The 13,360-nt window shown below is 73.1% G+C and carries 20 protein-coding genes; 16 read left to right on the forward strand and 4 right to left on the reverse strand.

Features of this window, described 5'->3' with window-relative positions; genetic code table 11:
- Positions 1-13 precede the first annotated feature (13 nt).
- The 4 genes from IOD14_RS11400 to IOD14_RS11415 all read left to right on the forward strand — a co-directional run bounded on the left by IOD14_RS11400 (position 14) and on the right by IOD14_RS11415 (position 2,026).
- Positions 14-841, forward strand: a complete 828-nt coding sequence (locus tag IOD14_RS11400; RefSeq protein WP_123992288.1) for an AfsR/SARP family transcriptional regulator — start codon at positions 14-16, stop codon at positions 839-841.
- Between the two features lie 84 nt (positions 842-925).
- A complete protein-coding gene (locus IOD14_RS11405) occupies positions 926-1,189 on the forward strand; it encodes an acyl carrier protein (RefSeq protein WP_123992289.1) in 264 nt (87 codons plus the stop codon).
- Positions 1,189-1,569 carry a SchA/CurD-like domain-containing protein gene (locus tag IOD14_RS11410; RefSeq protein ID WP_123992290.1) on the forward strand — a complete coding sequence of 127 codons (381 nt, stop codon included), beginning with the start codon at positions 1,189-1,191 and terminating at the stop codon, positions 1,567-1,569. Before IOD14_RS11405 ends, IOD14_RS11410 begins: the two co-directional genes overlap by 1 nt.
- 4 nt (positions 1,570-1,573) lie before the next feature.
- Positions 1,574-2,026, forward strand: coding sequence for a DUF1772 domain-containing protein (locus IOD14_RS11415; RefSeq protein ID WP_123992291.1), 453 nt, complete (start codon positions 1,574-1,576; stop codon positions 2,024-2,026).
- A gap of 67 nt (positions 2,027-2,093) precedes the next feature.
- Here IOD14_RS11415 and IOD14_RS11420 read toward each other — a convergent pair whose 3' ends face one another.
- Positions 2,094-2,477 (reverse strand): SchA/CurD-like domain-containing protein, encoded by a 384-nt coding sequence (locus IOD14_RS11420; protein ID WP_123992292.1) that lies wholly within the window; start codon positions 2,475-2,477, stop codon positions 2,094-2,096.
- 186 nt (positions 2,478-2,663) lie between these two features.
- Between IOD14_RS11420 and IOD14_RS11425 the strand changes: the two genes are divergently transcribed.
- From IOD14_RS11425 to IOD14_RS11475, 11 genes are all read left to right on the forward strand, one after another.
- Positions 2,664-2,999, forward strand: a complete 336-nt coding sequence (locus IOD14_RS11425; protein WP_123992293.1) for a TcmI family type II polyketide cyclase — start codon at positions 2,664-2,666, stop codon at positions 2,997-2,999.
- Entirely contained in the window at positions 2,996-3,454 is a 459-nt protein-coding gene (locus IOD14_RS11430; RefSeq protein WP_123992294.1) for a cupin domain-containing protein, read from the forward strand. Before IOD14_RS11425 ends, IOD14_RS11430 begins: the two co-directional genes overlap by 4 nt.
- Positions 3,451-4,749, forward strand: a complete 1,299-nt coding sequence (locus IOD14_RS11435; protein WP_123992295.1) for a beta-ketoacyl-[acyl-carrier-protein] synthase family protein — start codon at positions 3,451-3,453, stop codon at positions 4,747-4,749. The genes IOD14_RS11430 and IOD14_RS11435 overlap by 4 nt, the downstream gene beginning before the upstream one ends.
- Position 4,750: 1 nt before the next feature.
- Entirely contained in the window at positions 4,751-5,992 is a 1,242-nt protein-coding gene (locus IOD14_RS11440) for a ketosynthase chain-length factor (protein WP_212670181.1), read from the forward strand.
- Between the two features lie 40 nt (positions 5,993-6,032).
- Positions 6,033-6,494 carry an SRPBCC family protein gene (locus tag IOD14_RS11445; protein ID WP_123992297.1) on the forward strand — a complete coding sequence of 154 codons (462 nt, stop codon included), beginning with the start codon at positions 6,033-6,035 and terminating at the stop codon, positions 6,492-6,494.
- A gap of 16 nt (positions 6,495-6,510) precedes the next feature.
- Positions 6,511-6,972 (forward strand): DUF1772 domain-containing protein, encoded by a 462-nt coding sequence (locus IOD14_RS11450; protein ID WP_123992298.1) that lies wholly within the window; start codon positions 6,511-6,513, stop codon positions 6,970-6,972.
- 73 nt (positions 6,973-7,045) lie between these two features.
- Positions 7,046-7,801 (forward strand): SDR family NAD(P)-dependent oxidoreductase, encoded by a 756-nt coding sequence (locus IOD14_RS11455; RefSeq protein WP_123992299.1) that lies wholly within the window; start codon positions 7,046-7,048, stop codon positions 7,799-7,801.
- A complete protein-coding gene (locus IOD14_RS11460; protein ID WP_123992300.1) occupies positions 7,801-8,124 on the forward strand; it encodes an antibiotic biosynthesis monooxygenase in 324 nt (107 codons plus the stop codon). The genes IOD14_RS11455 and IOD14_RS11460 overlap by 1 nt, the downstream gene beginning before the upstream one ends.
- Positions 8,114-8,425, forward strand: a complete 312-nt coding sequence (locus tag IOD14_RS11465; protein ID WP_123992301.1) for an antibiotic biosynthesis monooxygenase family protein — start codon at positions 8,114-8,116, stop codon at positions 8,423-8,425. The genes IOD14_RS11460 and IOD14_RS11465 overlap by 11 nt, the downstream gene beginning before the upstream one ends.
- Before the next feature lie 76 nt (positions 8,426-8,501).
- Positions 8,502-9,368, forward strand: coding sequence for an NAD(P)-dependent oxidoreductase (locus tag IOD14_RS11470; protein ID WP_123992302.1), 867 nt, complete (start codon positions 8,502-8,504; stop codon positions 9,366-9,368).
- A gap of 5 nt (positions 9,369-9,373) precedes the next feature.
- On the forward strand, positions 9,374-9,706 hold the full coding sequence (locus tag IOD14_RS11475; RefSeq protein WP_212670182.1) for an antibiotic biosynthesis monooxygenase family protein: 333 nt from the start codon (positions 9,374-9,376) through the stop codon (positions 9,704-9,706).
- A gap of 38 nt (positions 9,707-9,744) precedes the next feature.
- Here the strand turns inward: IOD14_RS11475 and IOD14_RS11480 are convergent, their stop codons facing one another.
- The 3 genes from IOD14_RS11480 to IOD14_RS11490 form a co-directional block, all read right to left on the reverse strand.
- Positions 9,745-10,449, reverse strand: a complete 705-nt coding sequence (locus IOD14_RS11480) for an SDR family NAD(P)-dependent oxidoreductase (RefSeq protein WP_212670183.1) — start codon at positions 10,447-10,449, stop codon at positions 9,745-9,747.
- The gene (locus IOD14_RS11485) at positions 10,446-11,180 is read right to left on the reverse strand and encodes an SDR family oxidoreductase (RefSeq protein ID WP_123992305.1); all 735 of its coding nucleotides are present in this window, start codon (positions 11,178-11,180) and stop codon (positions 10,446-10,448) included. Before IOD14_RS11485 ends, IOD14_RS11480 begins: the two co-directional genes overlap by 4 nt.
- A 96-nt stretch (positions 11,181-11,276) precedes the next feature.
- Complete coding sequence (locus IOD14_RS11490) at positions 11,277-12,293, reverse strand: methyltransferase (protein WP_123992306.1); 1,017 nt, start codon at positions 12,291-12,293, stop codon at positions 11,277-11,279.
- A gap of 201 nt (positions 12,294-12,494) precedes the next feature.
- Here IOD14_RS11490 and IOD14_RS11495 point away from each other — a divergent pair, with 201 nt between their 5' ends.
- Positions 12,495-13,352 carry an LLM class flavin-dependent oxidoreductase gene (locus IOD14_RS11495; RefSeq protein ID WP_123992307.1) on the forward strand — a complete coding sequence of 286 codons (858 nt, stop codon included), beginning with the start codon at positions 12,495-12,497 and terminating at the stop codon, positions 13,350-13,352.
- Positions 13,353-13,360 lie beyond the last annotated feature (8 nt).

Raw genomic sequence — 13,360 nt, forward strand, 5'->3', positions numbered from 1 at the left:
AGGAGGACTCACCGTGGACATCGGTCTGCTCGGTCCGCTCAAGGTCGAACTCTCGGGACAACCAGTCGTACCCACGGCGAGAAAGCCACGGACCGTCCTGGCGCTGCTGGCGGCCTGTCCGAACCGACTCGTCCCGGTCGAGACCCTGATCGAGGAGGTGTGGGGAGAACGTCCGCCCCGAAGCGTGCAGACCACCCTCCAGACCTACGTCCTGCAACTGCGGGGCCGTATCTCCGCCGCGCTCGGCGACACGCCCCACGGCGACCTGCCGCTGGGCAACAAGAGCGTCCTGGTCACCGAACCCGGCGGCTATCTGCTGGACACCGGGGGCGGATCGGCCGACTCGGTGGAGTTCGACCGGCTCTCCCGACGCGGCCACCGCGCGATGGAGGCCGGGGACCGCGCCGCCGCGTCCCTGGCGTTCCGGCAGGCCCTCGACCTGTGGCGGGGCCCGGCCCTGGCCGACGTCCAGCGCGGCCCGCGACTGGAGGCCGAGGCCCGCTGCCTGGAGGAGTCCCGGCTGAGCATCCTCAGCCGGCGGATCGAGGCGGACCTGAGCCTGGGCCGCCACCACGAGCTGGTCGGCGAACTGTCCGGGCTCGCCGACCAGTACCCGCTGCACGAGGGCTACCACGCCCAACTGATGCTCGCCCTGCACCGGGCCGGACGCCGCAGCACCGCGCTGGAGACCTACCAGCGGCTGCGCACCGTGCTCAACACCGAACTGGGCCTCGACCCCTCCCCCGAACTGCGGGAACTGCAGAGCGCCCTGCTCGACTCCGACCCCGCACTGGACCTGCCCGCCGAACCCCGGTCACGCAGCCTGCTGCGAGCCGGGTGAGCCGCCTTCCCACCGGAGCGGCGCGCCGACGGACCGGCGCGCCGCGGCACCGACCCGACGACGAGCCACGAGAGGAACCCCGCGATGAACGAGCTCACCATGGAGGACCTGACCGCGCTGTTGCGCGACAGCGCCGGTGACATCGAGACGGCGGATCTGGGGACGCAGGACGTCTCGGACCTGACGTTCCTGGACCTCGGCTACGACTCCCTCGCCCTGCTGCAGGTGGCCGGCCTGGTCAAGCGCGAGTACGGCGTCGAACTGGCCGACGAGGACGTGACGGCCGTGGAGACCCCTCGGCTGCTGCTGCGGCTGATCAACGCCGGACTGCGGACGGAGGCCGCCTGATGCCGTACGCAGCGATCACCTACCGGGTCCGGCCGGGGCACGAGGACGAGATCGCCGAGATCTTCGCCGCCTTCCAACGAGTCGACACCCCCGAGTTCGGCGCCGAGAACGGCACTCCGTCCGGCCGGCTGCTGGGCACCGGGGTGTTCGTCAAGGACGACGTCATGGTCCGTGTCATCCACTACGAGGGGGACTTCGCCGCCGTGGGCCGGCACATGGCCGGGCAGAAGGGCGTGCACCTGCTGGAGGAGCGGCTGGCACCCTTCCTCGCCGAGCGGCGTGAAACCGCCACCGCGGAGGGCTTCCAGGAGTACTTCCGCAACGCCCTGATGCGGTCGGTCTCCCAGCTGACGATCGACACCCACCCCACCCGGACGTGAGCGGATGACGGTGACTCTCGGGGTCCTGGTGCTGCTCGGCAGCGGGCTCACCGCCGGCGTGCTGTTCGCGGTCGCGGTGAGCGTCCTGCCGGCCCTCCTCGCGATGCCGACCGGCACCTACGTCTACGCCCACCAGCTGCTCGGCCGCAACTGGGACCCCACCATGCCGGTCATCGTCCTGACCTCGACCGCCGCGGACGCCCTGCTGGCCGTGTGGTCCACGGGCACCGCCCGCGCCCTCGCGGTGGCCGCCGCGGTGCTGCTGCTGGGTGTCTCCGCGGTGTCCCACCTGGCGAACGTGCCCATCAACCGGCGCGTCAAGGCGGTCACCGACACCCGGCGGCTGCCGGACGACTGGACCGACCCGCGCCCGCTGTGGCGGCGCTGGCACCTGCTGCGCACCGCCCTCGCCGTCGCGGCCCTCGCCGTCAACGCGGCGGCGGTCGCCCTGCGCTGACGGCCTGACGCGTCCCGCGCACGGAGGCGGCCCGGAACCCAGGGGTTCCGGGCCGCCTCCGTGCGCCTCAGCCCGCGGCGGGCTGCCGGTCGCGGACCGAGACCTGGGCGACGGTGCGCAGCAGACTGCGCCGGAACGTCGCCACGAAGCCCTCCACCGTGTCGGTCTCCCGCGGCCTGCTCAGATAGGGCTTCAGCTTCCGTTCCACCTCCCGCACCCCCGGCTGCGCCGCCATGTGACGGGCCACCGCGTCGAGATCGCCCTCGTACTCGATCACGCGCACCAGCGTGGCGTCCCTGACGAACACGGCGGTCGACAGGATCCGGCCGGCCCGCGCGCCGGTCTCGTCCCTGACCTGGTCCGACTTCACCCGGCGGAAGGTGCGGAAGATCTCGGCGAGTTCCTCCTCGAACCCCGGCTTGACGTCGTAGGTGACGGCGGCGAACGGCATGGGCCACTCCTGTTCGGGAGCTGGACGTAAGGGCAGAGCCATGCCAGCAGAGCCCGCTCGTGTCCACCTGGAGCGTCCGGGACGCCGCGGCCGCCGTCCTGTACGCGCTTTCGAGCGGCATTCCAGCAGCCGCTGCGACGGTGCCACGGAGCCGATTTCCGGTAACCGGTTGGCAGGAGGCCAGCAGTGCATCGAACCCTCATCGTGGCGAAGTTGCGCCCGGGGCGGACCGACGACATCGCCACCATCTTCGGCGACTCGGACGCCACCGACCTGCCCCACATGATCGGGGTCTCCCGGCGGACCCTCTTCCGCTTCCACGACCTGTACTTCCACCTCGTCGAGGCCGACCAGGACATCTCCCCCAACCTCTACCGGGCCCGCAGCCACCCCCTGTACGAGGACGTCAACACCCGGCTCGCGGAGTGTGTCCACCCCTACGACCCGGACTGGAAGGAACCCAAGGACGCCATGGCGACCCCCTTCTACGTGTGGACCGGCGACGGGGGGCGGATCCTGTGACCGCCACCCCCACGGCCGACCGCCCCACCACGCTCACCCGCACGGTCAGGGTCACTGCCGCCGACGTCGAGGCCAACACCCGGCGAGGCGGCGACATCCGGGTGACCCTCAGCCCGAAGACCGTGGCCTGCACCTCCGGCTTCGGCGGCCGGCTCGAGCTGGCCCCCGGCGACTTCGTCAGCGAGCACTACCACCCGTACTCGGAGGAGTTCCTGCACATCGTCTCCGGCGAGCTGGAGATGACCATGGACGGACAGCCGGTCGCACTGGCCGCCGGGGACTCGCTGCTCGTCCCGATCGGAGTCCGCCACCGGCTGGTCAACACCGGCGACACGGTGGCGCACTGCGTCTTCCACCTGTCCCCGCTCGCGCCCCGCCCCGAACTCGGGCACGTGGACACCGAACAGGTCCAGCACCCGCAGGCCGGGGATCCCCGGGTCGGCGGGACGCCGTGACCACCGCGCACCGGGCCGGCCCGCGGCGGGCCGTGGTCACCGGCATCGGTGTGGTGGCCCCCGGCGGGGTCGGCCGCGAGGCGTTCTGGGACCTGCTCACCGCCGGCCGTACCGCCACCCGCCGGATCAGCCTGTTCGACCCGGCCGCACTGCGCTCCCAGGTGGCCGCCGAGGTGGACTTCGACCCGGAGGCCGCCGGACTGACGGCCCGGCAGATCCGCCGCACGGACCGGGCGGCCCAGTTCGCCGTCGTCTGCGCGCGCGAGGCACTCGCCGACAGCGGCCTGGACCTCGCCGCGCTGGCCCCGGAGGACATTGCCGTCGGCCTCGGCAGCGCGGTCGGCTGCACCATGGGCCTTGAGGAGGAGTACGTCGTCCTCAGCGACCACGGCAGGCAGTGGCTCGTCGACCACGCCTACGCGGTGCCGCACCTGTACGGCTACATGGTGCCCTCGACCCTCGCGGTGGAAGTGGCCCGGGAGATCGGCGCGGAGGGACCGGTCGCCCTGGTCTCCACCGGTTGCACCTCCGGCATCGACGCCGTGGCGCACGCCGTCCAGCTGATCGAGGAAGGCAGCGCCGAGGTCGCCGTCGCCGGCGCCACCGACGCCCCCGTCTCGCCGATCAGCGCGGCCTGCTTCGACGCCATCCGGGCCACCACACCCATGAACGACGACCCCGAACACGCCTCGCGCCCCTTCGACCGGGACCGCCGCGGCTTCGTCCTCGGCGAGGGCGCAGCCGTTCTGGTGCTGGAGGAGAAGACGGCGGCCGAGGCGCGAGGCGCCCATGTGTACGCGGAGATCGTCGGCAGCGCCGGCCGCAGCAACGCGTACCACATGACCGGGCTGCGGCCCGACGGCAGGGAGATGGCCGAGGCGATCCGGGTCGCCCTGGACCAGGCCCGGCTCGATCCCACTGCGGTGGACTACGTCAACGCCCACGGCTCCGGGACCAAGCAGAACGACCGCCATGAGACCGCCGCCTTCAAACGCAGCCTCGGCGACCACGCCCGCCGGATCCCCGTCAGCTCCATCAAGTCGATGATCGGCCACTCGCTCGGCGCCATCGGCTCCCTGGAGATCGCCGCCTGCGCCCTCGCTCTGGACCGCCGGGTGATCCCCCCGACCGCCAACCTGCACCACCCCGACCCGGAGTGCGACCTCGACTACGTACCGCTGACCGCCCGGGAGCAGGCCACCGACGTGGTGCTCACCGTGGGCAGCGGCTTCGGCGGCTTCCAGAGCGCCATGGTGCTGACCCGGCCCGGTGTCGTCGACTACGAGGGGAGCTGACATGAGCCTGCGACCGACCCCGGCGGCCCGGCCCGAAGCGCCCGTCGTCACCGGACTCGGCATCACCGCCCCCACCGGCATCGGTGTCGAGGCCCACTGGTCCGCCGTGCTGGCGGGCAAGTCCGGCATCGGGCGCATCGAACGCTTCGATCCCGAGCCCTACCCGGTCCGGCTGGCCGGGCAGGTGCCCGGCTTCTCGGCACAGGAGCGGGTGCCCGGGCGGCTGATCCCGCAGACCGACCACTGGACCCATCTGGCGCTGGCGGCCGCCGAGTCGGCACTCGCCGACGCGGGCGTCGACCCCGCCGAACTGCCCGAGTACGAAATGGCGGTCGTCACCTCCAGCTCCTCCGGCGGAACGGAGTTCGGCCAGCACGAGATGGAGGCGCTCTACCAGCACGACCCGTCCTGGGTCGGGGCCTACCAGTCGATCGCCTGGTTCTACGCCGCCACCACCGGGCAGCTCTCGATCAGGCACGGCATGCGCGGCCCGTGCGGGGTGCTCTGCGCCGAGCAGGCCGGCGGCCTCGACGCCGTCGGGCAGGCCCGACGACTCACCCGGGGCGGGGCCCGGCTCGTCCTCACCGGAGGCACCGACGCCTCCCTGTGCCCCTACGGCCTAACCGCCCAGCTCGCCGCCGGCACGCTCTCCACCGTCCCCGACCCGGCCCGGGCCTATCTGCCCTTCGACCGCGCGGCCGCCGGACACCTGCCCGGCGAGGGCGGCGCCATCCTCGTCCTGGAGAACGCAGCCGCGGCCCGCGAACGCGGCGCCGGGCAGCCCTACGGCACCGTCCTCGGATACGCGGCCGGGTTCGACCCGCCCCCGGGCAGCGACCGCCCCCCGGCGCTGCGCCGCACCGTGCTGAAGGCGCTGGCGGACGCGCGCCTCGAACCCGGTGCGATCGACGTGGTCTTCGCCGACGGCGCCGCGGTGCCCGCCGCCGACCGCGCCGAGGCCGAGGCGATCAGTGAGGTCTTCGGTCCGCGCGGTGTCCCGGTCACCGTCCCCAAGGTCCTGGCCGGGCGGCTCTACGGAGGGGGCGGTGCCCTCGACGCCGCCACCGCCCTGCTGGCCCTGCGCGACGGCGTCGTTCCGCACACCGCAGGGGTCACCGCCCTCGCGCCGGGCTGTGACATCGACCTGGTCACCGGCGAACCGCGCACCGCCGACCTGCGCCACGCCCTCGTCCTCGCCCGCGGGCACGGCGGCTTCGTCTCCGCCCTCGTCCTCGGGCGCTGAGCACCCGTCACGGCACCCCGTACCGGAAGGAAGAACCGCAATGGCAGGCCACACCGACAACTCGATCGTCATCCAGGCACCCATGGACCTCGTCTGGGACACCACCAACGACGTGGCCGACTGGCCGAACCTGTTCAGCGAGTACGCCGCCGCCGAGATCCTGGAGCGCGACGGCGACACGGTCACCTTCCGGCTCACCATGCACCCCGACGAGGACGGCAACGTCTGGTCCTGGGTCTCACGGCGCACCCCCGACCCGGTGACCCGCACCGTCGTGGCCCACCGGGTGGAGACCGGGCCCTTCGCCTACATGAACCTGCGCTGGGAGTACACCCGGGCCGACGGCGGCGGGATCCGGATGCGCTGGATCCAGGACTTCCGCATGAAGCCCGAGGCCCCGGTCACCGACGAGGCGATGACCGAACACCTCAACCGCAGCACCGCGGTGCAGATGCGGCTCATCAAGGACAAGGTCGAGGCGGCCGCCCGCGCCGCCGTCTGACACCGCGGAGGCCACGATGATCCCCGTGCTCGCCCCGGTGGTCGTGCTGCTGAACGGTCTCGCCGCCGGAGTCCTCCTCGGCACCCAGCTGGGCGGGTGGCCGCTGCTCGCCGCCCTCCCCCCGGACCGCTACGTGCACGCCCACGCTTTCTTCGCCACCCGCTACGACCCCGCCATGCCGATCTGCCTGCTCGGCACCGTGCTCGGCGACGGCGTCCTCGCCCTCACGGCACCCCACACGGCCGCGCGGCTGCTCTTCGGGGCGGGCGCGCTGGCGGCCGCCGCCACCGTGGCCATCTCGGTGACCAAGAACGTCCCGGTCAACAAGTGGATCCGGACCATCGACCCGGACCGATTGCCGCCCGACTTCGCACGACTCGACCCCCGGCCCAGCTGGGGCCCCTGGAACCGGCGCCGCAGCGTGCTGAGCATCGCGGCCTTCGCCGTGAACTGCGTCGCCCTGACCACCCTGCTGTGACGACCCTCCCCACGAGCCCGTCCGGACCCGTACCGACGGAACTCCGGGGCTTCTACCAAGAAACGAGGCAACCATGGATCTCGGTCTCAGGGGCAAGAAGGCCCTGGTCACCGGCGGCACCCGAGGTGTGGGCCGGGGCATCGTGCTCGCCCTGGCACGTGCCGGAGCGGACGTCGTCACCTGCTACCGCAGCGAGAGCGAGCACGTCGCCTCCCTGGAACGGGAGCTCAAGGAGATCGGCGGCGACCACCTCGTGGTCCAGGCCGACCTGACCCAGCCGGTGCGCGTCGCCCGGCTGCTGGAACAGGTGCGCGAGGCCCACGGCGGAGTCCTGGACCTGGTCGTCAACAACGCGGGAGCCATCAGCCACATCCCGTACGAGCAGCTCTCGCTGGACGAATGGCAGCGCATCCTGGCCACCAACCTCACCGCCGTCCACCTCGTCGTCCAGCACGCCCTGCCGCTGCTGCGGGCGGGATCCTCCGTGGTGAGCATCGGGTCCAAGGCGGTGGACGCCGGCATACCGCTGCGTTCGCACTACACCGCCACCAAGGCGGCGCTCGTGGGACTGAACCGCTCCCTGGCCAAGGAGTTCGGGCCCCGGGGCATCCGCTTCAACGTGGTCGCGCTCGGCGTGGTGGAGACCGAGAACCTGCACGCGCTGCCGGAGGCGGACCGGCGCCTCATGATCGAGCGGTACAGCGCGAAGACCGCCCTCGGCCGGCTCGGCCTGCCCGAGGAGGTGGCGGGCGCGGTGCTGTGGCTGGCCGGCGACCTGTCCCGGTACGTCACCGGTTCGACCGTCAGCGTCGACGGAGGCATCTCCTGATGGGCTTCCGGGTCGTGCTCCGCATGGAGGTGGAGCAGGCCGCGGCCGCCGCGTTCGAGGCGGAGTGGCTCGGCGGGACCGACGCGGTCACCGGGCACCCCGCGTGCCTCGGCCAGTGGCTGGCCAGGGACACCGCCGAGCCGCGCGTCTACTGGATCGTCAGCGACTGGGTGGACGAGGCCGGGTTCCGCTCCTTCGAGGACAGCCCCGAGCACCTGCGGCACCGCGCGAAGCTCCATCCGTTCAGGTCCGGCGGTTCCTTCCACACGATGGACATCGTCGCCCGGATCGAGGGAAGGGCGGCGGCGGTCCATGACGGCTGAAGTGCGGGTGATGGTCTATCAGGCCGCCCACGACGAACGGGAACTGGCCGCCGTCCGCGCCGCCTACCACGAGGTGAGCACCCGGCTCGCGACGGTGCCCGGGCTGCTCGGCAACGAACTGCTGCGCAGCCCCCACGACCCGACGTCCCTGGTGGTGCTCAGCCGCTGGGCCGGCCGGGAGGCGTTCGACGCCTGGGAGTCCGGCGCCTCGCACCGCGCGGACACCGCCCCGCTGCGGGCCTACCGCGACACCCGCAGACCCGTGCCGTTCGCGGTCTACGAAGTCGACGCCGCGCACTGACCGGCACACCGCCCCGGTCCCCGGCCCGGCCTCCGCCGTGCCGGGGACCGTTTCCACGACCTTGGGAGAGACCACTGTGAGCAGCAGGACAACGGCATTCATCGGACTCGGCGCCATGGGTGCCGGCATGGCCCACAGCCTGCTCGACGCGGGCTTCGACGTCACTGTCCACAACCGGACCGCGAGCAGGGCGGCCCCGCTCGCCGAGGCCGGAGCACACGTCGCCGCCTCGGCCGCCCGGGCGGCGGCCGACCGGGACACGGTCGTGCTGAGCCTCAGCGACGAGACCGCCGTGGAAGAGGTGCTCTTCGGCCAGGTGCTGCCCGTCCTGCGGCAGGGCGCCACGGTCGTCGACACCTCCACCGTCTCCCCGCGCTACGCCCGCGCCTGTGCCCGGCGGCTCGCCGCCGCCGGAGTGCGCCGGGTGGAGGCATGCGTCGTCGGCAACCCGCTCCAGGCCCGCCAAGGCGCCCTGCGGGTGTTCGCCGCAGGGGAGGAGCAGGACATCGAAGGAGTGCGCGACCTCCTGGAGGCGATCGGCACGGAGGTCGTCACCGTCGGCGCCCCCGGCACGGCGGCCACCGTCAAGCTGGTCCTCAACCTCCTGCTCGGGGCCCAGGTCGCCTCCCTGGCCGAGGCGGTCGCCTACGGCGTACGGGCCGGCCTGGACCGCGACCAGCTGCTGGCCTCCGTCGCCGGGAGCGGCTTCAGCTCGGCCGTCCTGCGCTTCCGGGCCGAGCTGATGCGCAAGGACAGCTACGAACCGGCCTTCTTCCGCTCGGCGCTGATGGAGAAGGACCTGCGCCTGGCGGTCTCCGACGGGGCGGGCCTCGGGGTGCCTATGCCCGTGCTGGAGACGGTCCGGAGCCGCTTCGAGGACGTCGTGCGGGCGGGCGACGGTGACAAGGACGCCGCCGTCGTCGTCCGGCACACCGGACGGTGAGCGCCATGAGCGGGCCGCGGACCGGGGAACCGGTGCGGGTGGTGCTGCGGATGGAGATCGTCTCCGGCAGGGAGCGGGAGTTCGAGGAGCTCTGGCTGGAGATCGCCCGGACGATCGGGCGCAGCCCGGCCAACCGGGGGCAGGTCCTGGCCCGGGCCGGTGCGGTGGACGGCGCGAGCGTGTACTACGTGTACACCGACTGGACGGACGAGGCGAGCTTCCGGGCGTTCGAGACCAGCCGCCACCACGGGGACAACCGGCGCCGCCTCGGCCCGCTGCGCGCGGGCGGCGACATGACGGTGACCGCGGTCGTGCACACACTGGAAGGACCCGCCTGACCGACGGAGCGTCGGGCGGGTCCCTGCGGCCGCGGCCGCTACCAGCCGATGACGGCCCCCCGCCGCAGCAGGACCCCGGTGGGGCCGTCGTCGGGCAGCAGCGCCGCGTGCACCACCGCCTCGGCGGCCTCCTCAGGGCTCTGCGGGGCGTCCGGTCGCATCCGGGTGCGCACCAGACCGGGATTGACCGCGTTGACCAGCACTCCCGTGCCGTCCAGCTCCGCACCGAGCGTCGCGGTCAGGGCGTTCAGGGCGGCCTTGGACACCGAGTAGCCGGCACACTGCGCGGCGATGCCGTGGGTGAACGACCCCGCCCCGCTGGAGACCATCACGACCCGGCCCCAGCCGCGCTCCACCATGCCGGGCACGAACGCCTGCGACACCCGCCAGGCCCCGAAGAGATTCACCGCGAAGGTGTCCGCCACCACGCCCAGCGCCACCGACGACGGCCGGGTCCCCCAGTCGAGCTGGATACCCGCGTTGTTCACGAGGACGTCCACCGGACCCGCCGCCTCCGCGGCCCGGGCCACCGATCCCGCGTCGGTGACGTCCAGCACCAGCGACCCGGCATCCCCGCCGAGCCCCGCCGCGACCCGTGCACCGTCCCGCTCGTCGCGCACCCCTGCCAGCACCCGGTGCCCCAGCCCGTTCAGCGCCGTGGCGACCGCGAGTCCGAGACCGCGCCCCGCCCCGGTCACGAGTACCGTGCGACGCACCCCGGCCACCGCCCCCGCCGCGTTCATATCCCGCCGTCCACGTCGAGGACCTGACCGGTGACGTACGACGCGGCGGCGCCCGCCAGGAACAGGATCGCGCCCGCCACCTCCGCGGGCCGCCCCAGCCGCCCCAGGGCCGTCGACGCGGCGATCCGCGCGGCGACGGCCGGCGGCGGGCCCGCTCCCGGCTCACCCCCCATGACCCCGGGAGCGACCGTGTTGACCCGGACACCGCGGGGGCCCAACTCCTTGGCCAGCGACCGCCCCAGGCCGATCAGGGCCGCCTTGGAGGCCGCGTAGTGGGCCCCGCCGGGCCGCCCCCGCAGCGCCACCGACGCACCGACGTTGACGACCGAGGCCCCCTCACCGAGGAGGTCCAGCACGGCCCCGGTGACCAGGTACGTGGACGTGACGTTGTGGTCCACGACCCGGTGCCACTCGTCGGGCGTCAGCTCACCGAAGGCCGTGTGCCCGTCCACGCCGACGTTGTTGACCAGCACGTCGAGCCCGCCCAGGGACTCCCGCACGCGCTCGGCCAGGTCGGCCACCTCCTCCGCGCGCGTCACGTCCGCGCGCACCAGCAGATGCCACGCTCCCAGCTCCTTCAACTCCCGTCCCAGGGCCTGCTCCTGCTCACCGCCCCGGGACGCCACGGCGACCCGGGCACCGCAGCGTGCGAACGCGAGCACCGTGGCCCGGCCGATCCCCCGGGTACCGCCGGTGACCAGCACCCGCTTGCCGGACAGTCCGTGATCCATCAGCTTCCTCCCAGAAATCCCGGGCCGCGCGACCGGGCCCGGAGCACGACTGCGGGGCGGCGCGCACCGGAATCGGCGCGCCGCCCCGGCGGGTGGTCAGGGCGCCTTGTGGGCGATGACGAGGGTGTCGAACTCGCCGAGCGGCATGATCTCGGTGGAGACGAAGCCGGCCTTCTCGGTGTGCCCCAGCAGCTCCGACACCGGATACTCGGAGCCGCCGTCGGTCACCAGCAGCATGTCCAGGCTGATCACCAGGTTCTCCACGTACGCCGGCCCCTCGTCGAGCATCCGGTCGTAGGCCAGCAGGTATCCCCCGGGGTTGACGGCGTCGAACGCCGTGCGCACCAGCTGCTCGCGCCGGTCCCGGTCCCAGTCGTGCAGGACGTGACCCATCGTCACCACGTCGGCGGTGACCGGGACGCCGTCGTCGAAGAAGTCGCCGCCGTGGAACTCCACACGTCCGGTCAGACCGCGCTCGGCCATGTGCTCGGTGAACAGCGGCTCCATGGCGGGCAGGTCGAAGACGTGGCCCCTCAGGTGCGGCTGGGCGGCGACGACGAGGGAGGCGAGATTGCCCCGCGCGCCACCGATGTCCAGCACGGAGGAACTGCGCGACCAGTCGAACGACTTGACCAGTTCCGGGCCGATCACCTGCGTCAGCGCGTCCATCATTCCCACGAACTGCCGCAGAACGGCCGGGTTCTGCGTGACCGCCTCGAAGTGGCTGCCCGACTGCTGCTCCCCGGTGCGCAGCGCCTCGGAGAGCCTGCCCCAGGCGGGGTACAGGTTGCGGTTCGAGCGCTGGAGGAACCCGCCGACGTAGTCCTTGTGGTCCGCCACCAGGAAGCGGTCCGGGCCCTCGGCGTTGCGGTAGGTGCCGTTCTCGCGCACCAGCAGCCCCAGGGCGGTGAGCAGGTCGAGGAAGTCGGCCAGACCGCGCCCGTGCAGACCGAGGTGGGCGCGCACGTCCTCCTCGGTGGCCGGGCCGTGCCGGTGCAGGTGGGTGAACAGACCGAACTCGACGGCGGTCAGCAGTGCCTTGGCGTCGCAGAACATGTTGGCCATCCGGATGATGCCGGAGGGGGTGCTGACGTCCGGGGTGGTGAGCGTCATGCGCGGACTCCTTCCAGGACGGCGTGGTCGGGCGCCACCGCCGCTGCGTCGGACAGTCGCAGGCGGCGATGGAGTACGGCTCGAAGGGCGCTCACGGCAGCCGGGCGGCGGTCCCGCGGACCTCAGGCCGTCCTCGAGGAGGCCCGGCTATCCCTGGCGTAGGAGCGACGAAGCGAACAGCCGACAGGAAGGACGTTCCCCGTGGACATCGGAGTTGGCCTGCCCACCACCGTCCCCGACGTCACCCGCGACAGGCTGCTGACCTGGGCGCGGGAGGCGGACGGGTACGGGTTCTCCACGCTCGGCGTCCTCGACCGCCTGGTGTACGACAACCACGAGTCCCTGGTGTCACTGGCCGCCGCGGCGGCCGTCACCGAGCGGATCCGGCTCGCCACCACCATCCTGATCGCCCCCTACCGCCCCGGGACCGCCCTGCTGGCCAAGCAGCTCGCCTCCCTCGACGAGCTCTCCTGCGGCAGGCTCGTCGTGGGCCTGGCGGCCGGCGGACGGGACGACGACTACCGGGCCACCGGGGCGGCGTACGGCGACCGGGGGCGCCGACTCGACGCCCTCGCGGTCGCTCTCCGGGAGATCTGGGCCGGCGGGGGTCCGGTGCCGGGCATCGGCCCCCGGCCCGGGAGCGGCGGTCCGCGCCTGCTCTTCGGCGGCCACTCCCCGGCGGCGATGCGCCGAGCCGCCCGCCACGGCGAGGGCTGGATCGCGGGCGGCAGCTCGGCGGCCGGGTTCGGTGAACTGGCCCGGCGGGCGGGCGAGATCTGGACGGCCGAGGGGCGTACCGGGCGGCCGCGGACGGTGGCGCTGCTCTACGCCTGCCTCGGCCCGGACGCCCGGGCGACGGCCGAGAGATATCTCCGGGCCTACTACGCCTTCATCGGGCCCAAGGCGGAGATGGCCGCGCGTGCCGTGATCACCGACGAGCGAGAGCTCAAGGACACGATCGGCCGGTATGCCGCCGAGGGCTGTGACGAACTGCTGGTCTTCCCGTGCACGGCCGACCTCGGCCAGCTCGACCACCTGGCCCGCGCCGCCCTCGGCTGAGCCGGCCC

The organism is Streptomyces sp. A2-16, assembly GCF_018128905.1.
Lineage (GTDB): Bacteria > Actinomycetota > Actinomycetes > Streptomycetales > Streptomycetaceae > Streptomyces.

What these genes read in the sequence shown, in the direction of transcription:
- IOD14_RS11405 (WP_123992289.1), top strand. Translation starts at nt 926, where the DNA reads ATGAACGAGCTCACCATGGAGGACCTGACCGCGCTGTTGCGCGACAGC.
- IOD14_RS11410 (WP_123992290.1), top strand. Translation starts at nt 1,189, where the DNA reads ATGCCGTACGCAGCGATCACCTACCGGGTCCGGCCGGGGCACGAGGAC.
- IOD14_RS11415 (WP_123992291.1), top strand. Translation starts at nt 1,574, where the DNA reads ATGACGGTGACTCTCGGGGTCCTGGTGCTGCTCGGCAGCGGGCTCACC.
- IOD14_RS11420 (WP_123992292.1), bottom strand. Translation starts at nt 2,477, where the DNA reads ATGCCGTTCGCCGCCGTCACCTACGACGTCAAGCCGGGGTTCGAGGAG.
- IOD14_RS11440 (WP_212670181.1), top strand. Translation starts at nt 4,751, where the DNA reads ATGAGCCTGCGACCGACCCCGGCGGCCCGGCCCGAAGCGCCCGTCGTC.
- IOD14_RS11445 (WP_123992297.1), top strand. Translation starts at nt 6,033, where the DNA reads ATGGCAGGCCACACCGACAACTCGATCGTCATCCAGGCACCCATGGAC.
- IOD14_RS11450 (WP_123992298.1), top strand. Translation starts at nt 6,511, where the DNA reads ATGATCCCCGTGCTCGCCCCGGTGGTCGTGCTGCTGAACGGTCTCGCC.
- IOD14_RS11455 (WP_123992299.1), top strand. Translation starts at nt 7,046, where the DNA reads ATGGATCTCGGTCTCAGGGGCAAGAAGGCCCTGGTCACCGGCGGCACC.
- IOD14_RS11460 (WP_123992300.1), top strand. Translation starts at nt 7,801, where the DNA reads ATGGGCTTCCGGGTCGTGCTCCGCATGGAGGTGGAGCAGGCCGCGGCC.
- IOD14_RS11465 (WP_123992301.1), top strand. Translation starts at nt 8,114, where the DNA reads ATGACGGCTGAAGTGCGGGTGATGGTCTATCAGGCCGCCCACGACGAA.
- IOD14_RS11475 (WP_212670182.1), top strand. Translation starts at nt 9,374, where the DNA reads ATGAGCGGGCCGCGGACCGGGGAACCGGTGCGGGTGGTGCTGCGGATG.
- IOD14_RS11480 (WP_212670183.1), bottom strand. Translation starts at nt 10,449, where the DNA reads ATGAACGCGGCGGGGGCGGTGGCCGGGGTGCGTCGCACGGTACTCGTG.
- IOD14_RS11485 (WP_123992305.1), bottom strand. Translation starts at nt 11,180, where the DNA reads ATGGATCACGGACTGTCCGGCAAGCGGGTGCTGGTCACCGGCGGTACC.
- IOD14_RS11490 (WP_123992306.1), bottom strand. Translation starts at nt 12,293, where the DNA reads ATGACGCTCACCACCCCGGACGTCAGCACCCCCTCCGGCATCATCCGG.